Source organism: Hafnia psychrotolerans (assembly GCF_014639435.1).
Lineage (GTDB): Bacteria > Pseudomonadota > Gammaproteobacteria > Enterobacterales > Enterobacteriaceae > Ewingella > Ewingella psychrotolerans.
Genome location: NZ_BMFZ01000010.1, coordinates 25683 through 50130, shown reverse-complemented (window position 1 = coordinate 50130; position 24448 = coordinate 25683). Strand labels below are relative to the sequence as shown.

The window sequence follows — 24448 nt, the reverse complement described above, 5'->3', positions numbered from 1 at the left end:
GAAGCTACTTTGATGTAAAGGACAAATGCCCCACCACGCCCCCCGCGCCACCGTCTTTTGGATGATTGATCCCATCGATGACGTTGACAGAAGAAAAATCAAAGGGGGATACACCGTCAATGCAGGCAACATTGACCCCATATATCTCAGGATTAGTACGACGCTGATGGAAGGTATAAATACCGCATACTGAACAGAAGTAATGAGCGGCTTCTCTGCTATTAAAACGATATTCAGTGAGCTTATCTTGGCCCTTTATTACCTCAACTCTTTTTGCTGATACCACCACGGCGCCACGCATCCGACAAAATGAACAATTGCAGCGAAGGACCGTTTTAAACGCATCGACGAGTTCAACGTTAAAAGCAACTGCACCACAATGGCACTGAGCAGAAATTTTATCTGGCATGGTAATCTCCATATGACAGGTGGGTGAAATGCGGTCAACAATAGGCTGCCTTCGCGCCGCACTCTTGGGCCGCCGATATAAGGTCAATAACGCCTCTCAAAACCGCTTCATTTCAGGATGAACGAATCCTCATTCATTCTCAATAGCCTTTGTCGGGCATTTTGCTTAACCACGGCTACCCGGGTATTGTCAGCAGGCGCGGTAATCCCCCGCCGCTTTAAATGAATCCCCAACAAGTCACAGCATAATACGATCGATGACCGTTTAAGGCGGCTTGGTTGAATAAATCGGATGTCAATAACAGCGCCCTCTTTCAGTCATTTTCTCAGACAGTCTGTACACTTTCTGGCATGCCTGCACGCGTACGTTCTGAGCCGTGCTGATTATTTTTCACAAAGGAACTGACGGTTAAGTGATTCATCAAATTATTCGCTACACTCGAATTGACTCGCCCTGTAAAGCGGTTCAGAGAGTCTCCGTAGCTGAAATAAAGTGTCGAGTTTGCAGGTTGCACGGGCAGGAAATCTTTCCACATATATGTATGTTGTAACTAATTACGAATGTGATAAAGAATGAACAACCATCAAGAGATGGTGCAACGCGATCCGGTTCATGAATAATCGTCCGTTTAATAATGGTAATCACAAAATCATAGAATCTCAGGATTACATAATCTCATCATCGTACGAAATTAAAATGTAAAACATTTTGCATCAAGTTGACATTTATTGTTATGTTATTACATATCAATTAACCCGGGACGATGAACGGATTGAAGGGAATGACGGGAGACACGGCGAAGAACGATGGACTCGTGCTGGCAGTAGCAGGGCTGACGCTTTGGGTTGCCGGAGAAAAACGCATCGCAAACTTGAACTTCAGCGTGAATGCAGGCGAACGTGTCTGTCTGTTGGGCGCATCCGGCTGCGGAAAATCACTGACCGCAAAATCGATTATCGGCACACTGCCCGCAGGCGTGAAAATCAGTGGCAGCATTCGCGTCAATGGCGTCGAGGTATGCGGCCAACCTCCGGTGATGCGCAGTCATGCTGGCCGGGTAGCAACAGTGTTCCAGGATTCATCGACCGCGCTTAACCCGCTGATGACACTGGGCAAGCAACTTCGCCTCGCGTTGCCCGGTGCCAGTCAGGATCACCTCGCCGCCATGCTGGCGTCCGTCGGACTTGCCGATATCCCGCGCTTTGCAGCCCGTTATCCGGCGGAACTTTCCGGCGGCCAGCGCCAGCGTTTATGTATCGCGCTGGCGATGCAGTCATCGTCGTCCCTGTTGATCGCCGATGAGCCAACCACCGCGCTCGATGTGCTGACTCAGCAGCGGGTTTTAGACGTGCTACGCCATGCCTGTGATGATCAGAAACCAGACCGCGCGCTGCTATTTATTACCCATGACGTAGCGGTCGCAGCGCAACTTTGCCAGCATGCATTGGTGATGGAAAATGGCCAGTTGGTCGAATCCGCCAGCATGGTTCAGTTACTGCAGCATCCACAACACCCTTATACCCAGCGTCTGGTCCACGCAGCAAAACGGGCAGCGTTACCGTGCAGCGTTGCCGTTTGATGAATCGGGTCCCAGAGCCTTTTCTGCACCTGCACAACGTCAGCTGCCATCTGGCACTGCCCCGCGCTTTCTGGCGGGCAGCGGCTGAGCGCAATGTGCTGTTCTCGCATTTGTCGCTCAGCATTGGCCACCATGAGCGTGTCGGGCTGGTCGGAGCATCCGGCTGTGGTAAATCGTCACTGCTAAAAATTTTGCTGGCGATGGAAGCACCTGACGGCGGCGAGGTGTTCTGCGGCGGTTCACCGATCCGCCCTGGTTCAGCGCGCTCACTGCGCGAGTACCGCCGCCGCGTGCAATATATTCCGCAGGATCCGGCCGGCTCACTGCCGCCGGAAAGTACCCTGAGTCAGATTGTGGCCGAACCGCTGAAACGTCTCGGCTACCACGGCGAAATCCTGACGCGCGTGCGTGAAGTGCTGGCGCAGGTCGGGCTGAATGAAACTCTGCTGAACCGTAAAGCGGGCGCATTATCCGGCGGACAGGCACAGCGCGTGGCGATTGCCCGAGCGTTGGCGATCTCCCCTGAATTTCTGATTGCCGATGAACCGGTCAGCGGGCTGGATCTGCCGCTGCGTGGGCAAATCAAGCAGCTGTTACACCAGGTGACGCAGCAAAACGGCATGGGTCTGCTGATGGTGACACACGATATTTCGATGGTCGCCGGGCTGTGCGAGCGACTGCTGGTAATGCACGACGGTCAGATTGTCGAAGACCGCGCCACGCAGGATATTCTGCGTTCGCCGCACCATGCGCATACCCGCCAGCTACTGCAAGCGGTCCCTCATTTACCTCTGACCGTTAACGGATAACCGGATGTTCATCTGCACTCTTTCTTCGCGCGCTGGCGATGTGGCAAATCTGCCGCCAGCGGCATCCTCCCGCAATCTGACAAGGAATTTCTGATGTCTCTGTTACGCCTCAGCCCGCTGGCCGGGCTGCTTTCTGCTGCACTTTTACTGACCGGTTGCTTCAACGACGCCGATAAAACCACCGAAAACAGCGGAGATGCACGCCTGCGCCTGGCGATGTTACAGCCGCCGCGCTCCGGCCTGACACCGCTCAGCGACGATGCCTTTAAGCTCTCACGCTGGAGCACAGCAGAAACGCTGGTCGTTCTCGACAAACTCGGCGAAGCCCAACCTGCCTTGGCGACCCAATGGCAGCAGACCGGCGAAAATAGCTGGCGGTTCGCGCTACGCCCAAATGTCAAATTCCACGACGGCACCGCGCTTGACGCCGCTACGGTGGTGAATGCGCTGACCGTCGCGGCGCACGCAGCCCCCAAACCGCGGATTCTGGATGGCGTACAACTGACCGCCGTCGCCGACGGCGAACATGCGGTGATCGTCACCACGGCGCTGCCGGATCCACTTCTGCCACAGCGCTTATCCAGCCCACAGCTGGCGGTGTTGTCGCAAAAAGCCTACAGCGCCAGTGGCGTTGTTGACCCGCGCCACACCGGCTCTGGTCCGTTCGAACTGGTGCAGGTTAACGGCACCAGCAGCGCCCGCCTGGAACGTTTCGACGGCTATTGGGGTGAAAAAGCCAAAGCCAGCGGCATCGACGTCAGTTTTGTGCCGGACGGTACCGCCCGTGGTGCCGCTCTACGCACCGGCACGGCGGACATTGTTGAAGCCATTCCGGTTTCGCAGGCGCCGTTGCTTGAGCAAAGTTTAATCCACGAAGTGCCGATGCCACGCACCAACACGCTGTATCTCAATACCCGTCTTGGCGTGATGCAGGATCCGGCGCTGCGGGCCGCTGTGCGCGAAGCCATTAACCGCCAGCAGTTAGTGGATAACGTCTACGAAAAACGGGCGGATATCGCGCAAGGTCTGCTTGGTCCCGCATTGCCCTGGGCGGCACCGCTGCGCCAGCCCGTAAAATATCCAGTGCCAGCGCGTAAAGCGGCCGGTGAGACCATTACGCTGGCGACCTTCAGTGACCGTGCCGAGCTGCCGGAAGTGGCGGTGTATCTGGCGCAGCAGCTGACCGCTGCCGGGTTTAATGTCAAACAAGTGGTACGCGAATATGCACAGATTGAGACCGACGCGCTGGCAGGCAAATTCGACGCCTTTATTTTATCCCGCGCCACGGTGCTGGATTCCGGCGATCCGGTGGCCTATCTGTACAGCGATTTTTCCTGCAAAGGATCGTTCAACATCGCCCAGCTTTGCCGTCCGGACATCGATCAGGCTCTGCAACAGGCATCGGCCATCCCGGCAGGCAACACACGTCACCAGGCCATTATGCTGGCTGAAAACCTGATCCTCGCCACCGATGCCGCCATTCCGCTGCTGCATGAGCGCGTGATTCAGGGCGAAGCCGCTAATGTGCGCGATGCGGTGCGTGACCCGCGTGAGCGAACGCTGATCAACGCCGCAACGCAGCGCGGAGCTAAGATCGACTGATGAGCGAGTCCCTGTATTGCCGCACCTGTGCGGGCGTCAGCCGTTTACGCCGAAGCCAGCCACGAGGTGCTCTAATACCGCTGATTTCGCGCTTGTTGACGCTGGCCATCATTCTGGTGCTGATCGGTGTGCTGCCGTGGCTTTCTGGCACCGATCCGGCGCTGTCGTTACTGCGCGCGCGTTCTGGTGAGCAAGAAGCCACGGCAGAAACGCTGAATGCGATCCGTCTCTCGCTCGGGCTGGATCAAGGGCCGTGGCACGCGCTGGCGCACTGGCTCGGCGGCCTGCTGCACGGCGATGCCGGGATCTCGTGGGTGTCAGGACTGCCGGTGTTACCGGGCATGTTGCGGGCGACCGGTGTTTCGCTAACGCTGATGACCTCGTCGGCGCTGGTGGCGCTGGTCATCGCCTTGCTGCTTTGTGCCGGCACGTTAAAGCGTGGATTACAGGGCGGCTCGCCGCGTCCGGCCGGTTTTCTGGCGGCGCTGCTGACCGCGCTGCCGGAGTTCTTACTGGCTTCGCTGTTGCTGATCGTCGGCGCGGTCTGGCTGCCCCTTTTTCCGCCCTACGGCTGGCATGGCTGGCATTACGCCGTGTTGCCCTCTTTGGCGCTGGGTTTGCCTGCGGGCGGTTATCTCGGCCGTATTTATTCCGATGCGCTGACCGGCACCTTTGGTGAGAGCTGGCTGACGACCTGGAGCGTGCTCGGCATTAAACGCCGCCACACGGCGCTGGCAGTCGTCACCCGCGCACTGCCGGGGGTGATGCCGCTAACCGGTCTGGTACTGGTGGCGATGACCGGTGGCGCCATTGCGGTAGAAAAAGTATTTGCCATTCCCGGCCTCGGGCGCGCCACTTTGGGTGCCGCCGCTGCCGGTGATTTACCGGCGTTGCAGACCGGTGTGCTGATCCTCCTTCTGCTGGCGAGTGCCATCGGTATGCTGGCAGGTGGCGCGCGGCGACTGTTGCTTGGCCGTGCCCTGTCGCTCGGCGCGGTGCCGGTTCCAATGCAGGCTACCGCAACCGATAAACAGCGGGCGTGGATCCCGCTGCTGTGTCTGGGCATGCTGGTGGTGATGGTACTCGCTGGTTTGCCGCGCGATCCGCTGACGTCTGAGTCTCTGCGGTTGCAGCCGCCTTCATTGGCGCTACCTTTCGGGGCCGATGCGATGGGGCGCGACCTTCTGGCCCGCGTCGCACACGGCACGCTCAATACCTGCTTACAGGCACTGGCTGTTTCGCTGATGTGTCTGGCGATCGGCGTTGCCATCGGCGCATTTCCCCGCACCATGACCGGCCCGATCGAAGTGACCAACGCATTGCCGCCGGTGATCGCCGGATTAGTGGTCGCCGCGGTCAACGGCCCTACCGCCACTGGCGCGATTATCGCCGTCACCGCCGTTAGCTGGGCCCCCCTTGCCGCGCATACTGCCGCATTGGTGGCAGAAATTCAGGCACGACCTTATATGAAAATGTTGCCTGTGGTGGGCGTCGGCGATTTCCGTCGCACCCTATATTACGTGTTGCCAGCCCTTTCCGGCCCGTTACTGCGTCACGCGATGTTACGTCTGCCGGGTATCGCACTGGCGTTAGCGTCACTTGGTTTTCTTGGCCTTGGTGCGCCACCACCGGTCCCGGAATGGGGACGCGTGCTGGCAGAAGGTATGCCGTACATTGAACGCGCAGGCTGGAGCGTCTTTGCACCCGCCGCCGCGCTGGCTGTGTTATCAGTCATGGCGGTCACGCTGAGCAGCCTGAGATGGAAAAACCGGTAATCGTGCACTGAGCCGTTATCGGAATCATCAAATCCCGTTACGCTGTCGGCGGCTCGATTTTTATGGGGAGACGGGAAAGGGATCGACATATATGTGCCGATGTGCGGGCAACAGCAGTTGATAGTAACCCTCGATCAACACCGGCATCTGCCGGCGCATATCCGGATTAACGCCGTAAGCACCTTTGTGCCGACGCTGACATTTCAAACATTATTTCTTTTTATTTAGCATCGACTGCAAATCGGCAAAGGGATTGTAGGTTGCTGCCGCCACATCTTTTTGCGCATCCTCGCCCGCGACAACGTTTGTGCCGTACTGGTCAGCTTCTGTGTACTTCGAGTGTTCGTGGTCATGGCAATACAGACACAACAACTCCCAGTTACTGCCATCTTCCGGGTTATTGGTATGGTCGTGATCGATATGATGGACCGTTAATTCACGCAGGTTTGAATAAACAAACTCCCGTGTGCAGCGTCCACAGACCCACGGATAGATTTTTAATGCTTTCTCACGGTATCCGCTTTCCAGCCGCGTGTAGTTTTTTGGGATCAGAGCCATTGCCGATGTTACCTGTGATAAAGAGATAATTTTACGATAGTGTCTCCAATATATCCCAAAGTAGGACAGAAGGAGAAATGAAAGAGGAATAGGACGTTGATGTTGAATGGTAAATCTTGCATAGGGGAATCTGTGATCCGTAGCTCAGGCGCCCCTAAAAATAACCTATAATTCAAAAGATTATCGCATCATGATTGCCCGATTTCGTCCATCATCAAACAATGTGCAACGCTTTCTGTGTCCCAAAAAGCACGATTCATGTAATCGGTCTAGACCTGTGCGTTCAGCCTTGCAATCTGTTGTCTCATCCCGGTAAAAATGGAGTTCGCTAACTCAGCCGGGAATGATTGAGGCAATAAGGTTGCCACGCGATCAATCACCTCGGGTGTCACTGCAATCACCTCATCAATCATCAGTTCCATCTGCCTTTTGCCCAAGCCGGTTAACTCTCCGTGCTTAACCCAGTGTCGTCGCCGTATCCGATTGATATTATAATAATTGTTGCTGCCACGCACCGCCATTGCCAGCTTGCATTTCTGCCATGGAATTTTGCTGTTTCCATGCCCGATCACTGGCCACGCCGACAAAATGTCATAGAGCGGGGTCATGTGATAATGATTTCTGGGAAGATGCGCAATACTGAAATTTTTCGCATGACCATCCGTGGCGGCCAGTAACCAGAAAACAATCTGCGCCTTAAAGAAGTGATAACGGTCATCTTCAGGCTGCTCTGAGCGGTTGAGGATCGCCATAATCTCGGTGATGCCCGGTCCGCCATCAGACTGATACTTACGCAGGGGTGAAACGCCCATCGCCTGGCACATATCTTCCTGCGGGAGACGGATCCACCATGACTCGTCTTTTGATAACCGTCTGTCGAAGCGTTCAACGATCAGCGCTTTCTGATCTTCGAACTCTCCCATCTCCGTCTTAGCTACCGGAAGTCCGTAGGATCTGACAATAAGAGAACAAATCCATTCGTTCTCAACGGAGGTGCTCATATCCGCCTGCATATTCCCCACCAGGCCTAATGGCAGTTTGAAAATATGCGTCGTCGGCGTATTTCCCTCAGGCAAACACCATTGATCGTTGTGCCAAAGCAACGCTGTTTTCTCCTGCGCTCCGGCAATGGACAGGCGCAAATCGTCATCCTGATCGTTTCGGCCCGGTAATACGGATGCCGTATTGCGCAACATACTGGCAATCGCGGACTCCGAAAGCGGATGTTGTCTGATTGAAAATAATCCTTCCGGACGCTCCCCTTCATTCAACAGCTGGATGGCACCTACACAATCCCGCCCCAATTCTGCCAGCAGGTCGAAAGGCTCCAGACTGTCCGCCTGATAGCGCATAGCCAGACGCCTGCGTATCCCTTCGCTGTCGGGTAACAAGTTATCAAAGTAATCACGAACGACATTCCCACGATGAACCTGATTGCCCGGCGTAAAAGGCAAAGAAAGCGAGAGCGGCCTTCCCTGTTCATCGGCGTCCCACTCTGGCAAATACGCTAAGCGGTCCTCACCTTTCTGCTTTTCCCAGTATCCTACAGCGATACCGTTCATCCATATCGCTAAACGTTGTTGTGCACGACGCATTTCATCACCATTGTTCCTTTCTGGCGGGCGAACTTACATAATCCTGCGTGGTTTCCGCGCGCGAACTGGCAGGATCGGATTCAGAAGAGAATGCCATTTCTATTCCTAGCACATTGAACACGCGAAATAATCTCTCCAGGCTGGCCGCAGCAGGATTTGCCTCCAGACGTGCATACGTCTGCTGGGTCACTCCCAACTTTTCTGACACCTCTTTTTGCGTCAGCCCTTTGGCTTTCCGAAAACCAACAAGCAGCGATCGTAACTGGCTGAGTGTTTTCAACGGGTAGCTTGCGTTCAATGGATTGCTCATATTCATAGGCCTCTGTTCTTTGCATCACTAAGATAATACAGAGTATTAGCTGTATTCCACACAATACACCTTACAGGCTGTAAAAAACAAATACAGCTCACACGCTGTAAAACATTAATACAGCTTAAAGGCTGTAATTCATTCTCCCCCACTTCTCACATGTTCAAATACCTTTTTCCGCGATCTCACAGAAGCACCGATGAAGAAAAGTGAATTTATCGCCCAGGATCTGCTGAGCAAGATTTATCAACACAGTGGAGCGTTGCCTGAATAGTTGCGCCGGAACACCCGCTGGGCGTGGAAGAAGGGGTTTCGCCTTTAAGCGTGCGCAAGGCGCTGGAAAAATTGATGAATATCGGGGCGATGCGGATCGTACAGGGTTCGGTTATTGACATTAACCCTGTCATCAACAGTAGTCCGTTGATATACCACTCGATCACTGAGAAGAAATTCACGGACATCAACGTCAAAATGCCTGAACTGCGTTAGGCGCGCAAAGCCAGAGCGATCGGATGCCGATCATCCTCGGTCCGAAAGACAATATCGGGTAGGAGGCGGTTATCTCGTAGCGGGAACCAGTCGCGACTACAACAGGAAATGTTTCCACAAAAGGACGCAAAAGCCTGACCTCGATGTTCATCGCTTTGATCGACCGCGTTGTATTTTATGGATGTGCTGAAAACCGTCTTCACGCTAACGCTGAACTTATTTATCACGGTGTGGATTTCGTTGACGGTTAACCGGTGCGGCGCCGCACCGGTTGTCTTTTTAACGATACAGCGCAGCTTTACCGACAGAATCAAACAGTGCCATTTTTGCCGCCACCACCTCGCTGGCCGCCTGCATAGGCCTGAGGAACAACGCATTTGGCTCATGCCCGCCCTGCTTCAGTTCTTCCTCCAGGGCGACAAAAAAGGCTTTCTTCATGTCGCTTGAAATATTGATTTTCCCCACGCCATAACGGATGGACTCCGCGACTTCACTGTCTTTATTGCCAGAGCCACCATGCAGCACCAGCGGGATCCCCACAACATTGCGGATTTGCTGCAAGCGTTCGATATCGAGTTTAGGCTGTTTTCCCTTTGGATAGAGACCATGTGAGGTGCCGATTGCCACCGCCAGCGTGTCCGTGCCGGTTTCTCGCACGAAGGTTTCAGCCTGCTGCGGATCGGTATAAAGAATTTCGTTGCTGCCGCCCTCTCCGCTGCCTTCGGCCACACCGATAGTGCCAAGCTCCGCTTCCACTGAAACATTGATGGTATGGGCGATCTCGACAATCTTTTTAGTCAACTGAATATTTTGCTCGAAGGGATGAGCAGACGCATCGATCATGACAGACGTAAAACCGGCGTAAATTGCCTTCATGACCTCTTCCAATGTCCGGCCGTGGTCTAGATGGATCACCACCGGCACGCGCGCCTGAGTAGCAAGCGTACGCAGATATCCGATGAACTCCGGCCCGGTAAACGCCATTTCATCAGGGTGAATTTCCAGAATCAGCGGGGAATCCAGCTTCTCAGCCGTTTCAACCGCAAGCCGCGCAAATTCAGCACTGGCAATATTGAATGCACCCACACCAAAATGGTGACGTTGCGCGACACTGAGCAGGTCTTTCATGTTGTAAAGCATAGTATTTATCCTTGTTTTACAGGAACGGAGACGTCTTTTTTAAGAAACAGCAGGATTAGCGCGGTCAGTAAACTCCCCGCCGCGATAGCGAACAGATAGCCCATCACATTGCTGATCACATTAGGGATAAAGATGACGAAGATGCCGCCGTGAGGGGCGCGGGAAGCGCAGCCGAGAATCATAGAAAGTGCGCCGGCCAGACCCGAGCCAGCGACGATGGCCGGTATCACACGCAAGGGGTCGGCAACGGCATAGGGGATCGCCCCTTCGGTGATAAAGGACAACCCCAGAATGTAGGTCACCTTACCGGTTTCACGTTCCTGCTCGGTGAATTTGCGACGAAACAGCGTCGTTGCCAGCGCGATACCGAGTGGCGGAACCATGCCCGCAGCCATACAAGCGGCAATCGGACCGTAGATACCACTCGACATCAGCCCGATGGCGAACATACACACCGTCTTATTCAGCGGCCCACCCATATCGAAAGCCACCATCATCCCAAAAAGAAGACCGAGAATGGCGGAGTTGGCATTACCGAGTGAGTTCAGGAAATCCGTTAACCCGCCTAGCAGCATCTTGATGGGTTCACCGATCAGCAAAGCCATCAATGCGCCGGTCAGCAGTACGCTCAGCAGAGGCACAATCAAAATAGGCTTCAGACCGGCCAGGGCTTTCGGCAGATGAATGTGATTGATGATAAAAAGGGTGATGTAACCGGCGAGGAAACCGGCGATTAGCGCCCCCAGAAAACCAGACCCCGTATGAATGGCCATCATGCCGCCCACGGCACCGGCAACAATCCCCATTTTCCCACTGATTGACTGGCTGATGCCCAGTGAGAGGATCGGCAGCATCAACGCAAAGGCAGAGCCGCCGCCGATATCAGACAACATTTTGGCGATAGGACTGAAATTTGCGTCCCCTGGTGTGGCCGCAGTAATACCGAAGGAAAAACTCAAAGCAATGAGGATCCCGCCAGCAACAACGAATGGGATCATCAGGTTAACGCCGGTGATCAGGTGAACGTAAATTTGTGAAACAAAGGAACGTGAGCCTGCATCATGCTTTGAATTGCCCGCAGGCGCTGCCGTGGATGATGCCCCCAATGAAACCAGCCTTGGTGCAAGTTCACCGCTTACAATGGCATTAAGCAGACCTTCAGCATCTTTCGCTGCCCGGGTGACCGGCACTTCAATGACATTCTTGTCGTGAAAGCGAGACATCTCGATTTTTTTGTCAGCAGCAATTAAAACAACATCTGCCTGATGAATATCCTCATCACTAAAGATATATTCGCTTTCAACAGCACCTTGTGTTTCAACTAATACATGCAAACCCAATTTTTTAGCCGCTTTCTTTAAATTACTTTCGGCCATATATGTGTGGGCAACACCAGTAGGACAGGCGGTAATGGCAATAATGTTCATAAACGTTCTCCAATAATAAGGAAACGATTTTATATAATTATGTTTTTACTTTTTGAAAGGGATAGCTACAGCGGGGTATTCCCCCAACGAATCACATTCAGTGTAAACACTCTTTTTCATCGCATGTTTATTTCTCCTGATCAATTAATTCAGGCGCCAGAGGAAGACAAGAGTAAATGAAACATTTCCTCCCTGTGTTGAACATTCAGCAGACGTTCAACGACATCTTCATCACCTAAAGCAATTGATATTTTTGCTAACATTTTTATATGACCAACATTTTTATCCGATTCTTTAACTGCAAAAAGAATCACCAGACGGACCTTAGTTCCATCAATGGTTTCCCAGGGAATATCTCGACGTAGTCTTCCGACTGCAATACATGTTTTAGCAACAGCAATGGATTTTCCATGCGGTATAGCGATATGGTTTTCAAATCCAGTGGAACCTAACTCTTCTCGTAAATAAACGTCGTTAAGGAACGTTTCTTTGTTTGTCACCGCACCCACTTGACAGAGCAAATCTGTCAGTTTAGAAATAATTTGTTCCTTACTTTTGCAGTCAACATCAAGAATAATGCATTCTTCTTGTAACACATCATTAATAGCAACGGGGGTATTCATAGTCCATCTCCATGGTAATTAATTAATTGAATTGGATACCAGGCATTCTGTCACTCTTGCAATATCTTTAGCCGAAAAGAGTGCCGACACATATACGACCGGTTTTTCCAGCGGTTCCAGACGAATGGTAGAAATCACGACATCACATTCATGCCGCTTCAAAGAATCAGCGATATTTTTTCCGGGCACAATATCGATTATTTTCCAGTCAGGAAATGCGCGGATAATGCGACCATATAAGAGCTGTGATGTTCCAAGACCGCTGGAACAGACCAGTAAGACTCGTTTTACTTTGATGCTATTTTCAATCGCAGCCTGAATATGAACCGTGAGGTACGCGACCTCATCATCACTGATTTCATCCAGGCCGTATTCTCGCGTCAACTGATTTATCACCGCTTTGACTGCGGCAAATACGCTGCCCAGTTCAGTTTGGATATCATGCAGCAGCGGGTTTTTGATACGAATCTGGTATCTCAGACGGTTCATCATCGGCTTAATGTGTGAAGAAAGCGAAACCAGCAAATCTTCATCGGTGGCAATTTCCACATTGATACGCTGTGCAACGCGGGCGATCAGCGCCTCGGCAAACCTTGTCTCACTCTGCGAAATCAGAGAGTCGTCATAAGACGATGGCTCACCCCCCGTTTTACCAGAAGAGACCAGATACTGATAAATCGAGTGGGATTCCTCAGCAACCAGGATGATGCTATACGCTGCTTCGATGCGTTCAATCACGGCCAGTGAAACCTGCCATGCGTGTTCGTCATTCACCTTTTTTACCCTTACCGCACGGGAATCTCTCGGTTGCATAGGAGCATGGCTCCGATGAATCAACACCAGAATGTGGGTAAATAAATTAATGTAGTACGGGTCGCTTATCGTGTACTGAAGTTGCTGTTCAATAAAATTAATCAACTGAAGGGTAAAATGGACAGCCTGCTCGCCAAACTTTTCTGAAAGATCATGCAACGTTCCTTCATCCAACCGGCTTTCCATCATGTCCTGATGATTATAAATTGACTTTAAAACCAAAGCTTTCATTGCCACACGAATATTATGGTCACTGCCTTTTATACTGGTTCCAGTGCGCCCTTTCATTAAGGTTAAGTCAAATTTATGTAACCAGAATTCCAATATTTTAAGATCATTCACAATAGATGCCCGGCTGATAAAGTATTTGTCAGCCAGTTCGCTGATAGACGAACTTTTAGGTGATAACATTAACAAATCAGAGGCAATTTTTAGCATACGAAAATCACTGTTAAATTCATCACTTTCAGTTGAAAAAATTCTGCGTGCAGATATTTCTGATTGAGCATCAGCAAATTTAATTGTGATCCCGCGCCCACTTTTTCCACTAAGATTTATTCCCTGTCCTGAAAGCTTATCATTAATACCTGCAATGTCCCTTCTGAGCGTTCGTGTTGAGATCTCTGTTTTTTCAGAAATACACCTCAAGCTCATATAGCTATTGTGAGTAATAAGTTGTCGCATAATATTCAGTTGCCGCTCAGTCAGAGCCTTCATCATCTTTAGGTTCCGCTAGATTATGTCGCCGCTTGGTGAGTTATCATCTAAACAAAGTGAATATGTAAAGTAAATATTAAAAAGTGGCCACATGTCGGCGGTCAAGTTGACCACCCTAATGAGAAAGGAAGTAAAATCCGAGGAATAAATATTTAAGTCGATACAATAGCAAAAGCGCGATAGATATCACAAAAACGCAATGGATGCTGGAGAACGAAGATTGCATCATGGTTTTGTTCTCAAAAACGAATGTGCTGTTGTAGCCAAAAGCCATCTTCCCATCAAAAATATGCAATCAGTTAACACTACATCGCGAGGAGTGAGGTTGTGACTAAGCCTTACCTCACAAGGAAAAAGTATGACTCCTCGCTTTTAAGTTGCATGGTGTACAAGCCGTCAGAGTGGCTTATGTGGAATCATTTCCTGATCTCACCCAGTAAGTACTTACTAACCCATTAGGCTAGGAAAAATCATGCATCCAGGATATAGCATGTAAAATATGACCAGCCAGAGGCAACGAAAACGGCGTATCCTGTTAGGTATACGCCGTGATGACCGATATCTGCGATGATACGTTTATCCTGCTGTTTTCTTACTGCGGGCGCTGACTTCGGAGAGGATTTCCTTTTGCTTGTTTTTCTCACCAATCATATGGTACCAACCTGAAAGCTTGCGCAGATCCGGCAATGTGGCCTTCTCTTCAACATCGTAACTCTTTAACTTTTTGCGATATTCTTCAAAAATCGAGATACAGCGGCGCGCCCACTCGCCTTCCAAAGCAGAACCTGTCACCGCACGCGGACGACGTGGTAAGCGCGGACGCAGCGGTTTGCTAGCCTCTGGCACTGATTCATCCACATAAGCGAACTTGACCGACACCACAGTTCTGCCCTGCTTCACGGGTTCCCAGACCACGGAAATATCGGTATTCGCGTTGATCCGGTTGATCGTTGGTTCCAGCAACTTCTGACGAAAGTCTCGATAGTCCTCATATTTGCCCGCTAAACCGGCCTTCTCACGCATCCAGTTGAGATCCAGCGTCACTTCAATGGCTTTACCACTACGACGGCCATAGAGGTTCTTGGCTTTGATTAACCAGCCATATAACCGCACAGAGAACGGCGTATCCAGTTTGGCGATATTCGCAAAATTCAGTTTAGTAAAAGATTCTTTAAGTTCATAGAGATACGGCGCAACGTCCTGACCAAACCTCAGCACGACGGCACTGTGGTCATCACTACTGACATATTCCAAACGAGAAAACCAGGAAAGCTGCACGGTACGCACTTTACCGGTTTTGGTATCTGGCTTGTAAATGGTTACCGGCTTTTTCATCAGACTTTCAGCGGCCTCACGCAGTTGCCGATGGCTACTGGTGGGATTCACACCATAGATCCGCTGATAATCCTGAGGGAAAAGTCGGTAAAGCGTATCAGGCTGGGGTTTCCTGCTGTCAATTTGAGCTAATGCCAAATTGAGTAATCGCATCTCATCCAGCGTGACGCTATACGCGCCTTCAAGAAGGTCGTTTCCCTGAACAACGGTCAGTTTGTTAAGTTCCATGTCGCCGGATCCATAGGTGGAATGTAGATAAATTATTCCACATATAAATTAGTGACGTAAAGCAAAAATAATCACTATTTAATTAAAAATAATCAATGAGTTAAACATACATCCAAAAGTTAGGATCAGGAAAAATCTCCACATAAGATTTTTCATCCAAGTTCCTTGCCAGGGATCATCGGCTTAGGTAAACAGGAAAAGTCTCCACATAACGACGAGAAACCCAAATTCCACACTGCCAGTCAATCCGTGACTTGATCTTCCACACCCGCTTCCCCCTTAAATCAGGAAATCTCTCCACATGTTGTCTTTACGGCGCAGGATCCACGTTGGAAATCGACCTCACGGTACCCTTCCAGTTTATATTTCTATGTACTGTGTTCAAAAAACAGCCCACTCACAGGAAATCTCTCCACATTAGCTTTCTGAAAGACAGGAAAAGTTTCCACATAGCGCCATAGTAAACCGTGATAACAAGGGGCTCACCGTAGAGACAGGAGATTCTTAACAGGAAATCTATCCACATAAACGTGGGTGAAAGGAACAGGTAATCTTTCCACATATACAAATGTGACAGCGTCACAATACCCGTAAGTGGATGATTCCTCGACAAAGCGGGTAAATATCTGGTTCAACATCCCCCTTTCCTTCTTCAGCAGGAAAAAACTCCACATAAGCATTTTCTTGTCGAATAGAGACAAGAACGCCACCCAACCCGCTTTGTTTTCCACATAACGGGTTAGAGGGTGACGCTGTCACAGGAAATGACTCCACATTGAACATCCTGAAAACCCCACAGGAAATCTTTCCACATTAGAGAATCGCACCCGCGCCCTGTTCCTCGTGGCAAAGTCTCTGACACAATGCTGTTAAATCACGGCTGATCTGCTACATTTTTGGCAGACACCAAATGCTAAAAGATATCCACAGAAAATCATTCCACATTGATAAGCTGCTGATCGTTCAGAAGTTTATCCACAGGAAAAAGTTCTACATTAATCATGAAAAGGATCCACATCTAGCAGGAATGATCTCCACGCGAAACAGGAAAAAGCTCCACGTAAAGTGCCATAAGATTATGAAAAATAAAGAGTAAACAGCCCTCTAAAGAGAAAGGTTTAAACTTAAAAAGAAACAAAAGAGTTATTGGATCTTGCGATGCTTAAGAAAAAAACGCGTCATGCAAGCGAAGGGATCGCTGTGTTAGCGGTAAGACAGGGAATGGAAATATGCCAGTAACTGCTTACTGTGACTGGCATTAAAGCAGACACACGTTGTGTTAACCCCGTTCGTTGTGAACCAGCCAGCCCTCAATAAGCTCAGTCAGAACATCTTTCATTTCACGATCCTGCAGAAAGCAGCTGGTTTTAAATCTCTTATGCAGATCTTCATCGATATTGGTTTGCAGTTTCTTCACAGCCACTGGGGGTTTAGATACGGCTTCAAGAGCGCTATTAAGCTGACGATGTTGTCCCAGTTTCATTTTCATTTCAGCAACTCCGTGATTTCTTTGGTCATGATCTCGATCTCCCCTTTGGCATTACCATCGCTGGTATCAAATACTGTACCGCCATCCATCATGGTGCGAATATAAACCTGACGTTGCGTTGTACCAGTGCGAAGTGCAGGAACGCCAGTGTCGGCAATGGACGCTTTCAACACTTCTAGCATCTTTGCTGAAGCCACTTTCTTGGTAATAAGAAATCTGGCAATGACAGGCTGAAGATTTTCGCGAGCTTCGACCACGGCAAGAATTGCGCCACAAGCAGCGAAATCTAGCGGCGAAGGTGTTACCGGGATAAGCACCAGATCGCTGACCATCACGGCAGCGGAAGAAATAGCTGAAATAGCCGCCGCACCGTCAATCACCACGTAGTCATATTGTTTCAGTTGCTTTCTAACGGTATAGACTTCTTTTTCCGACCCGGCTTCTGCCAGATCGAACTGACATTTACTTTCATCGTACCAGTTGCTGATACTTCCCTGAGGGTCAGTATCCACCATCACCACTTTGTGTCCTTGTCTTGCGAGACAGGTTGCAATGTTAATCGACGTTGTGGTTTTGCCTACCCCGCCCTTCCCGTTCAGGAAGGAAATAACTTTCGCTGCCATAACAACCTCTTGGTGATGAATTATTGGATTGTATAATCCGATGATACTTGAATCCTAAGATGATGGAATCTTAAATTACGTACATCTTATTATCTTGGGATTTCGTGATTATCGAATCCGTGAATCTCATGATTAACCCCTACTATAATGTTTGCCTATCAGGATTTCAATATCATTGGATTTTAGGATTTTAATATCTCAGGATTACAGGATTTTTATGGGATGCCGTTGTTGGCACACATCTGCATCAGAATATGATTCTGCCATCAAAGGATTATGGAATCCTGAGATTCCACGATAATAGGATTCAAAGATTGATTCTCGCCACGTAGCAGCATCCAGGGATTCTGTCATCCTGGGAGGACTAACGGATGAGATAGTCCTCCCAGGATGTTGTAAGGTTGGGATTTTTGAATCCTGGGATTCTATAGTATTGGGATTCATACCTTCCGAGCACACACATCATCATAGGATACCTGAATGACAGGATTCCAGGATTATGTTAATAAGCCGATTGTGATTAAAAAATTAACCTTATGCCAATATCCATGAAACATCATAGAATCCCACAATCCCACAATCCCACAATCCCGGAATCATGCAATCCTTTTCAAGGGGGTATAAGTTTTACCATTTCCTCGAACAGCAGGGGAGGGGAGACATGAAGGGGAAAGGGCGGTTCTTATATTAGTTCTTAGTTTTGCATGGTGGGGGTACCACCGCTTCAGCTTCCATTACCAAATTCATCTATGTTGAAAAAATACTCATTTGATGAGATGACAGGATCACATAACGATGAGCCTTAATGAATCCCGGCAATCATGAAATCCTATAATCCTCACCACTCAGGATTATTGAATCTTACTCTCGTTCAATCTGGGGATTATGTAATCCTATGATTTATTGATTCTGTCATCCGCATGCTTGGGTTTGCCTATCCCGGAACGCTAAGTAAAAATCCTGAGATTCAATGATTCAATGATTCAAAAATCATGAGATTCGGAGATTTTAGAGTATCCCAAGATTAAAGGATTATGGGATTGCTAGTGTCTACACGTATGGGCCTTAATGTCGTCTTAAGTCTTTATGGGTAAGGTAGCCTTAAATGTTTCCAATGAGTCTCCATCATGCGCACAAAATACGCCTCGCCTCAGATTTTTCTTCACTGGTTGATTTTTATCCTGGTGGTCTGTACTTACGCTTCTATGGAGCTGAAAGGTTTTGTGCCCAAAGGTACACCGGGGCGCGAATACTTCAATTTATCCCATTACAGCTTAGGCTTTAGCATTCTGGTTCTTATGGTTGTCCGCCTGCTGGTAAAAACCATGTATGTGACGCCCGCCATTATGCCGCCTGAACCAAACTGGCAGCGCTTGGCCGCCATCGGTGCACATGCCCTGATTTACCTGATGTTTATCAGCTTGCCGGTTCTCGGAATTCTATCGATGTACTACAGCGGTAAGGAGTGGCTGCTGTTTGGCGTGAAAATGCCACAAAGCGTGGTGCCGGATGTCATCTTGCAAAAACAGCTTAAGGGTTTACATGAACTGATCGCTAACACCGGCTACTACCTGATTGGTCTGCATGCGGCGGCGGCACTGTTTCATCATTATGTTCTGCGAGATAATGCGTTACTGCGCATGATGCCAGGGAAAACAAAGCAGAACTTTGACCGTCCTCCGTCAGGGCAATAATCTGGCTTTCAAATTCACTGCTAACAACAATGTGTTTTTGCCTGCTCATCCTCAGAGAAACCATGGCGCCAGTGGTCTATCTGTGCGCTCGGGCAGGGCTTAACTTCAAAAACGCACCAATATTTGTTATATTATTGCCCATTGACGTTCATGGATCTGGCATTGCAAACCGCCAGATCACGCTGAGAACTTCGTCTATCAGGACAATAACATGTTAGATTTTCGCTTTCCGACGGCGATGCAGATGGTACTTAGCGTCGCTGTAGCTGAAAAGGTGGGCATACGCTCCACCAGCGCGGTTCTTGCCGCCAGTCTGGAAGCTAACCCAAGTTTTATCCGCAAACTGATGGTGCCACTGACGCGTAACGGCATCATCATCTCGACGCTTGGCCGCAACGGTTCTATCCATCTGGGGCGTCCGGCCAACGAAATCACCCTGCGTGACATCTACACCGCCGTTATTGATGATAAACGTATATGGGCCGCCCGTCCTGAAGTCGCGGCACGTTGTCTGGTCAGTGCTAACGCTTGCTGGTATTTCAAATCGGTAGTGAATGAAGCGGAAGAGGCATCGCTGGATGTTCTGGCCCGTCACACGGTTGCGGATGCCCTGGCGCAGTTCGAATGCAATGATAAGCGTGTTTGTACCGAAGAAAGACAGGATACATTGGCCGATAAGTGATCTGCGGCGGATTGTCACGCCAACGTAATTCAGGCATAAAAAAGGTCAGGTATTGCTACCTGACCTTTTTGCTGTTTTAGTCCTGTCAGTCAGTCACGGCCTCAGCGCGTTCTTTACGCGTCACTAACCGGCGCAGCGCGACGTAAAACACCGGTGTCAGGAACAGACCAAACAGCGTCACCCCTAACATGCCGGAGAATACAGTAATGCCCGTCACTCCGCGGACTTCTGCTCCTGCACCGTGGCCGAGGATCAGAGGAATGGTCCCGGCGATAAAGGCAATCGACGTCATGACGATGGGCCGCAGACGTAGACGACAGGCTTCCAGCGCCGCTTCCACAATACCTTTGCCCTGCATCTCCAACTCGCGGGCAAACTCGACAATCAGGATGGCATTTTTACAAGCCAGCCCCATCAGTACCACTAACCCAACCTGCACGAAGACATTATTATCCCCGCCGGTCAGCCATACGCCAAACAGCGCGGAGAGCATGGTCATCGGCACAATCAAGATGACCGCGAGTGGCAGCGTCCAGCTTTCATACAGCGCAGCCAGCACCAGGAAGGCCAGTAATATCGCGACAGGGAAGACAATCATCGCTGCATGTCCCTGAGTGGATTGCTGATAACTCAGGTCAGTCCACTGGATGTTCATGCCGTTAGGCAGCCGATTCTGTGCCAGTTCGGCCACTTCGGTCATCGCCTCGGTTGAAGACAGCACGCGTGGATCGGCGTCACCAATAATATCCGCTGCGGGATAGCCGTTATAACGGATCACAGGGTCTGGCCCATAGGTGGTAGTGATATTGACCATGCTGCCGATTGGTACCATCTCTCCTTTGTCATTGCGTGTACGCAGATTAGCGATGTCCTCGACGCTCTGGCGATAAGGGCCGTCAGCCTGCGCCATGACTTTCCAGGTACGTCCATAGCGGTTGAAGTCATTGATGTATGACGAGCCGAGATAAGTTTGCAGCGTACTGAACAGTTCATCCAGCGACACTCCCTGTGCTTTGGCTTTATCACGGTCAATCTTCACGTCCAGCTGTGGCACGTTGGCCTGATAAGACGAAATAGGGAAGCCCATGCCCGGTGTTTGCATAATGGCCCCCGATAGGGTGTTAACAGCGGTCTGTAGGGCACCGTAGCCCAGACCAGCACGGTCCTGAATATAGAGTGAATAACCTGAACCCTGACCTAAACCAAGGATAGGCGGCGGCATAATCGAGAACGCAAACCCTTCCTGTAGTGTCGAGATCTTAGCGTTGATTTCGGCGTTAATCGCCGCTGCTGTGCGGGTACGTTCACTCAGTGGTTTCAGCGTAAAGAATATCGTGCCGGTATTCGGGGTGTTGGTGAACTGCAACGCATTCAGTCCTGGGAAGGCGATGGAATCGCTGACACCGTCAACACTCAAGCCAATAGCGCTCATTTTGCGGATCATTGCATCAGTGCGTTCAAGCGAGGCACCTTCTGGCATCTTCACTCCACCGATCAGATAGAGTTTATCCTGTGTCGGAATGAAGCCTCCCGGCACCGTTTTGAACATAAACGCGGTCGCACAAAGCAATAGCACGTAGACCATAAATACCGCGCCACGGCGGTGTAGCGCCCGGGAAACACCCTGCTGATAACGCTCAGAACTCTTATTGAAGAAGCGGTTGAACGGACGGAAAAGCCAGCCGAACAGCCGGTCAATAATCCGGGTTGGAATATCCTTCTTCGCACCGTGAGGCTTCAACAACAGCGCGGCCAGCGCAGGTGACAACGTCAGTGAGTTGATAGCTGAGATCACCGTGGAAATGGCGATAGTCACCGCAAACTGTTTATAAAATTGCCCGGTCACGCCTGAAAGGAATGCCATCGGCACGAACACCGCACACAGCACCAGAGCAATGGCGATAATAGGACCTGACACTTCCCGCATTGCTTGATGTGCCGCCGCGAGAGGCGTCAGTCCCTCCTCAATATTTCGTTCGACGTTCTCCACGACCACAATGGCGTCATCCACCACGATCCCTATCGCCAGCACTAACCCAAACAGACTCAGCGTGTTGAGCGAAAAACCCAGCAGATAAAGCACGCTGAAGGTCCCGACGATAGAAATCGGCACGGCCAGCAGAGGAATAATTGACGCCCGCCAGGTTTGCAGGAACAGGATAACGACCAGCACCACCAGCAGCACCGCTTCCAACAGCGTGCTAACCACTGCACTGATGGAGTCACGAACAAACACCGTTGGATCGTAGGGGGCTTTCCACGTCATGCCCTCGGGGAAGCGGGTAGCCAGTTCGCCCATTTTGGCGCGCACCGCGTTAGACAAGTCGATGGCATTGGAGCCGGGCGCCTGAAAAATACCGATTCCCACCGCATCTTTGTTATTGAGTTGTGAGCGCAACGCGTAACTGCCTGAACCCATCTCGATACGCGCGACGTCACGTAAACGCACCAGGGTGCCATCATCGCTGGTTTTGAGAATAATATTGCTGAACTCTTCTTCGTTTTGCAGGCGGCCCTGAGTATTGATCGACAGCAAGTAGTCACTTTTGGTTGGCATCGGCTCCGCACCGAGCTGGCCGGCAGACACTTGCACGTTCTGCTCACGCATTGCCGCTACCACGTCCGACGCCGTCAACCCACGGGAGGCCACTTTATTCGGGTCCAGCCACACCCGCATGGCGTAGTCTCCTGCACCAAAAATTTGTACCTGTCCGACGCCGGGCAAACGCGCCAGTTCGTCCTTCACTTTCAGCGTGGCGTAGTTACTTAGATACAGTGAGTCATACTTGCCGGAAGGGGAGACCAGATGTACAACTAGCGTCAGGTTAGGGGACTGTTTCTGCGTTGTGATCCCTTGTCGGGTCACATCCTCTGGTAGCCTCGCTTGTGCTTGTGACACGCGGTTTTGCACCTGAACCTGCGCCTGATCCGGGTCAGTGCCGGGGCGGAAAGTCACGGTGATGACCAATACGCCATCAGAACCCGCGACAGATTTCATGTACATCATGTTTTCGACGCCGTTGATCGACTCTTCCAGTGGCGTTGCCACCGTTTCAGCGATAACTTTCGGGTTGGCACCGGGATACGTTGCGCGCACCTGCACGCTTGGCGGTACGACGTTCGGGTATTCACTGATTGGCAGCAGCGGAATAGAAATCACGCCACCAATGAAAATCAGTATCGACAGCACCGCCGCAAAAATGGGCCTGTCGATGAAAAAGCGGGAAAAGTCCATGATTCAGGATCCTGTGGAGTCTTAGTGGGAAACGGCTGGCGCATCGTTAGCGGCAATCATCGCGACAGATTTGGCGTCAACTGACATGCCCGGCATAAACACTTTCTGTGTGCCATCAACGATCACACTGTCGCCACTGGACAGGCCTTTTTGCACAATGCGTAATCCACCGTACTTGCGGCCGACTTCGACATCTCGACGCTGAGCTTTACCTTCTTTGTCCACCACGTAGACATATTTACGGTCCTGATCGGTGAGTATGGCGCGGTCGTTAACCAGCATGGCGTTGAACTGTGGGCTGCCCGGCATCTGCACGCGGGCAAACAACCCAGGCGTAAAACGGCGATCGGCGTTGTCGAGCACTGCTCGCATACGAATGGTGCCGGTACCCGCATTTAGCTGGTTGTCGGTAAAATCAACATAACCGGTGTGCGGGTATCCTTCTTCACCCGTTAGCGCCACTTTGACCGGCAATTTTGTGCCGGGGTCAGTGATGTGCTGGCCGTTGCGCGCCAGCGCCTGATAGCGCAGGAAGGTTTCTTCATCCACATCAAAATAGACATACACCTTATTGAGAGATACCAGTGTGGTCAGCACGCTGGCGCTGTCGCCGGCCGTGACCAGGTTTCCGGCGGTGATCATCGCACGGCTGGCGCGACCATCAATGGGGGCGATGACCTGTGTGAAGTCCAGATTCAGCTGCGCGATATCTAACTGCGCCTGTGCGGCCAGTACATCAGACTGTGCCTGTGATGCGGCCGATTTACGCTGCTCCCACATTTCGGTTGAGACGGCCTGAGTGCCAATCAACTTCTCCGTACGGCCTGACTCGCTGCGAGTCAGACTTGCCTGGTTACGTGCGCGCACCAGTTCAGCCTGTGCCTGCTCGCGTGCGGCGCGGTAAGTGCGGTCATCGATGGTGAAAAGCACCTGACCCTTCTTCACTTCCTGGCCCTCGGTATAATTCACCTTATCGATATACCCGGAGACGCGCGGGCGCAGCTGCACGCTTTGTACCGCTTCGATCCGTCCGTTAAAGTCGTCCCACTGGCTGATGGACTGAGTCACCACCTTCGCGACGCTGACGGCAGGTGGCGGAGGTGGCGCATTCTGTGCCACGCTGCGGTCACAGCCGCTGAGCAGCGCGATAAACAGTGATACTGCTGAAAATTGCAGCGCAATAAGGGAACCGCGACGGCTCCGATTAACCAAGGGGTTGTGCAGGTTTAGCATTATTTTTATTTCCAGTGAGTAACCGTCCGAGGCAATACACCCGTTTTTCCCGCCATACTTGACGCTGCATCTGTGTTGGCGAT

20 protein-coding genes are annotated in these 24448 nt (G+C 51.0%); 7 read left to right on the top strand and 13 right to left on the bottom strand.

Translation table 11 applies throughout. The features are described from left to right. Nucleotides 1-4: 4 nt before the first annotated feature. Nucleotides 5-409: a GFA family protein gene (locus IEV89_RS17010; protein ID WP_188474718.1), complete on the bottom strand. Its 405-nt coding sequence runs from the start codon at nucleotides 407-409 to the stop codon at nucleotides 5-7. 781 nt (nucleotides 410-1190) lie between these two features. Here IEV89_RS17010 and IEV89_RS17005 point away from each other — a divergent pair. The 4 genes from IEV89_RS17005 to IEV89_RS16990 all read left to right on the top strand — a co-directional run bounded on the left by IEV89_RS17005 (nucleotide 1191) and on the right by IEV89_RS16990 (nucleotide 6174). Next, nucleotides 1191-1988 (top strand): ATP-binding cassette domain-containing protein, encoded by a 798-nt coding sequence (locus IEV89_RS17005; RefSeq protein WP_188474717.1) that lies wholly within the window; start codon nucleotides 1191-1193, stop codon nucleotides 1986-1988. Then, entirely contained in the window at nucleotides 1988-2797 is an 810-nt protein-coding gene (locus tag IEV89_RS17000; protein ID WP_188474716.1) for an ABC transporter ATP-binding protein, read from the top strand. The genes IEV89_RS17005 and IEV89_RS17000 overlap by 1 nt, the downstream gene beginning before the upstream one ends. A 93-nt stretch (nucleotides 2798-2890) precedes the next feature. Next, on the top strand, nucleotides 2891-4399 hold the full coding sequence (locus tag IEV89_RS16995) for an ABC transporter substrate-binding protein (RefSeq protein WP_188474715.1): 1509 nt from the start codon (nucleotides 2891-2893) through the stop codon (nucleotides 4397-4399). Continuing rightward, nucleotides 4399-6174: an ABC transporter permease subunit gene (locus tag IEV89_RS16990; protein WP_188474714.1), complete on the top strand. Its 1776-nt coding sequence runs from the start codon at nucleotides 4399-4401 to the stop codon at nucleotides 6172-6174. The genes IEV89_RS16995 and IEV89_RS16990 overlap by 1 nt, the downstream gene beginning before the upstream one ends. Before the next feature lie 210 nt (nucleotides 6175-6384). Here IEV89_RS16990 and yajD read toward each other — a convergent pair whose 3' ends face one another. The 3 genes from yajD to IEV89_RS16975 form a co-directional block, all read right to left on the bottom strand. Beyond that, nucleotides 6385-6732, bottom strand: a complete 348-nt coding sequence (gene yajD, locus IEV89_RS16985; RefSeq protein WP_188474713.1) for an HNH nuclease YajD — start codon at nucleotides 6730-6732, stop codon at nucleotides 6385-6387. 269 nt (nucleotides 6733-7001) lie between these two features. Beyond that, a complete protein-coding gene (locus IEV89_RS16980) occupies nucleotides 7002-8327 on the bottom strand; it encodes a type II toxin-antitoxin system HipA family toxin (protein WP_188474712.1) in 1326 nt (441 codons plus the stop codon). Nucleotides 8328-8331: 4 nt separating this feature from the next. Then, a complete protein-coding gene (locus IEV89_RS16975) occupies nucleotides 8332-8625 on the bottom strand; it encodes a helix-turn-helix domain-containing protein (protein WP_188474815.1) in 294 nt (97 codons plus the stop codon). A gap of 309 nt (nucleotides 8626-8934) precedes the next feature. On the opposite strand from IEV89_RS16975, the gene IEV89_RS16970 reads away from it, so the two are divergent. After that, entirely contained in the window at nucleotides 8935-9126 is a 192-nt protein-coding gene (locus IEV89_RS16970) for a hypothetical protein (RefSeq protein ID WP_188474711.1), read from the top strand. Nucleotides 9127-9405: 279 nt separating this feature from the next. On the opposite strand, the gene IEV89_RS16965 is transcribed toward IEV89_RS16970, so the two are convergent. The 7 genes from IEV89_RS16965 to parA all read right to left on the bottom strand — a co-directional run bounded on the left by IEV89_RS16965 (nucleotide 9406) and on the right by parA (nucleotide 17521). After that, complete coding sequence (locus tag IEV89_RS16965) at nucleotides 9406-10266, bottom strand: ketose-bisphosphate aldolase (RefSeq protein WP_188474710.1); 861 nt, start codon at nucleotides 10264-10266, stop codon at nucleotides 9406-9408. Nucleotides 10267-10271: 5 nt separating this feature from the next. Next, nucleotides 10272-11693 carry a PTS fructose transporter subunit IIC gene (locus IEV89_RS16960; RefSeq protein ID WP_188474709.1) on the bottom strand — a complete coding sequence of 474 codons (1422 nt, stop codon included), beginning with the start codon at nucleotides 11691-11693 and terminating at the stop codon, nucleotides 10272-10274. A 149-nt stretch (nucleotides 11694-11842) separates the two neighbouring features. Further along, on the bottom strand, nucleotides 11843-12316 hold the full coding sequence (locus tag IEV89_RS16955) for a PTS sugar transporter subunit IIA (RefSeq protein ID WP_188474708.1): 474 nt from the start codon (nucleotides 12314-12316) through the stop codon (nucleotides 11843-11845). Nucleotides 12317-12334: 18 nt separating this feature from the next. Then, on the bottom strand, nucleotides 12335-13849 hold the full coding sequence (locus IEV89_RS16950) for a BglG family transcription antiterminator (protein ID WP_188474707.1): 1515 nt from the start codon (nucleotides 13847-13849) through the stop codon (nucleotides 12335-12337). A 573-nt stretch (nucleotides 13850-14422) separates the two neighbouring features. Further along, on the bottom strand, nucleotides 14423-15409 hold the full coding sequence (locus IEV89_RS16945) for a replication initiation protein (protein ID WP_188474706.1): 987 nt from the start codon (nucleotides 15407-15409) through the stop codon (nucleotides 14423-14425). Between the two features lie 1279 nt (nucleotides 15410-16688). Further along, nucleotides 16689-16898, bottom strand: coding sequence for a plasmid partition protein ParG (locus IEV89_RS16940; RefSeq protein ID WP_188474705.1), 210 nt, complete (start codon nucleotides 16896-16898; stop codon nucleotides 16689-16691). Further along, nucleotides 16895-17521 carry a ParA family partition ATPase gene (gene parA, locus IEV89_RS16935; protein ID WP_188474704.1) on the bottom strand — a complete coding sequence of 209 codons (627 nt, stop codon included), beginning with the start codon at nucleotides 17519-17521 and terminating at the stop codon, nucleotides 16895-16897. The genes IEV89_RS16940 and parA overlap by 4 nt, the downstream gene beginning before the upstream one ends. A gap of 1127 nt (nucleotides 17522-18648) precedes the next feature. On the opposite strand from parA, the gene cybB reads away from it, so the two are divergent. Then, nucleotides 18649-19215, top strand: coding sequence for a cytochrome b561 (gene cybB / locus IEV89_RS16930; RefSeq protein WP_188474703.1), 567 nt, complete (start codon nucleotides 18649-18651; stop codon nucleotides 19213-19215). A gap of 211 nt (nucleotides 19216-19426) precedes the next feature. Further along, a complete protein-coding gene (locus IEV89_RS16925; RefSeq protein ID WP_188474702.1) occupies nucleotides 19427-19897 on the top strand; it encodes an RrF2 family transcriptional regulator in 471 nt (156 codons plus the stop codon). 85 nt (nucleotides 19898-19982) lie between these two features. Here the strand turns inward: IEV89_RS16925 and IEV89_RS16920 are convergent, their stop codons facing one another. Both IEV89_RS16920 and IEV89_RS16915 read right to left on the bottom strand, forming a co-directional pair. Then, on the bottom strand, nucleotides 19983-23132 hold the full coding sequence (locus tag IEV89_RS16920) for an efflux RND transporter permease subunit (protein WP_188474701.1): 3150 nt from the start codon (nucleotides 23130-23132) through the stop codon (nucleotides 19983-19985). Nucleotides 23133-23153: 21 nt separating this feature from the next. Continuing rightward, nucleotides 23154-24365: an efflux RND transporter periplasmic adaptor subunit gene (locus IEV89_RS16915; RefSeq protein ID WP_188474700.1), complete on the bottom strand. Its 1212-nt coding sequence runs from the start codon at nucleotides 24363-24365 to the stop codon at nucleotides 23154-23156. Between the last annotated feature and the right edge of the window lie 83 nt (nucleotides 24366-24448).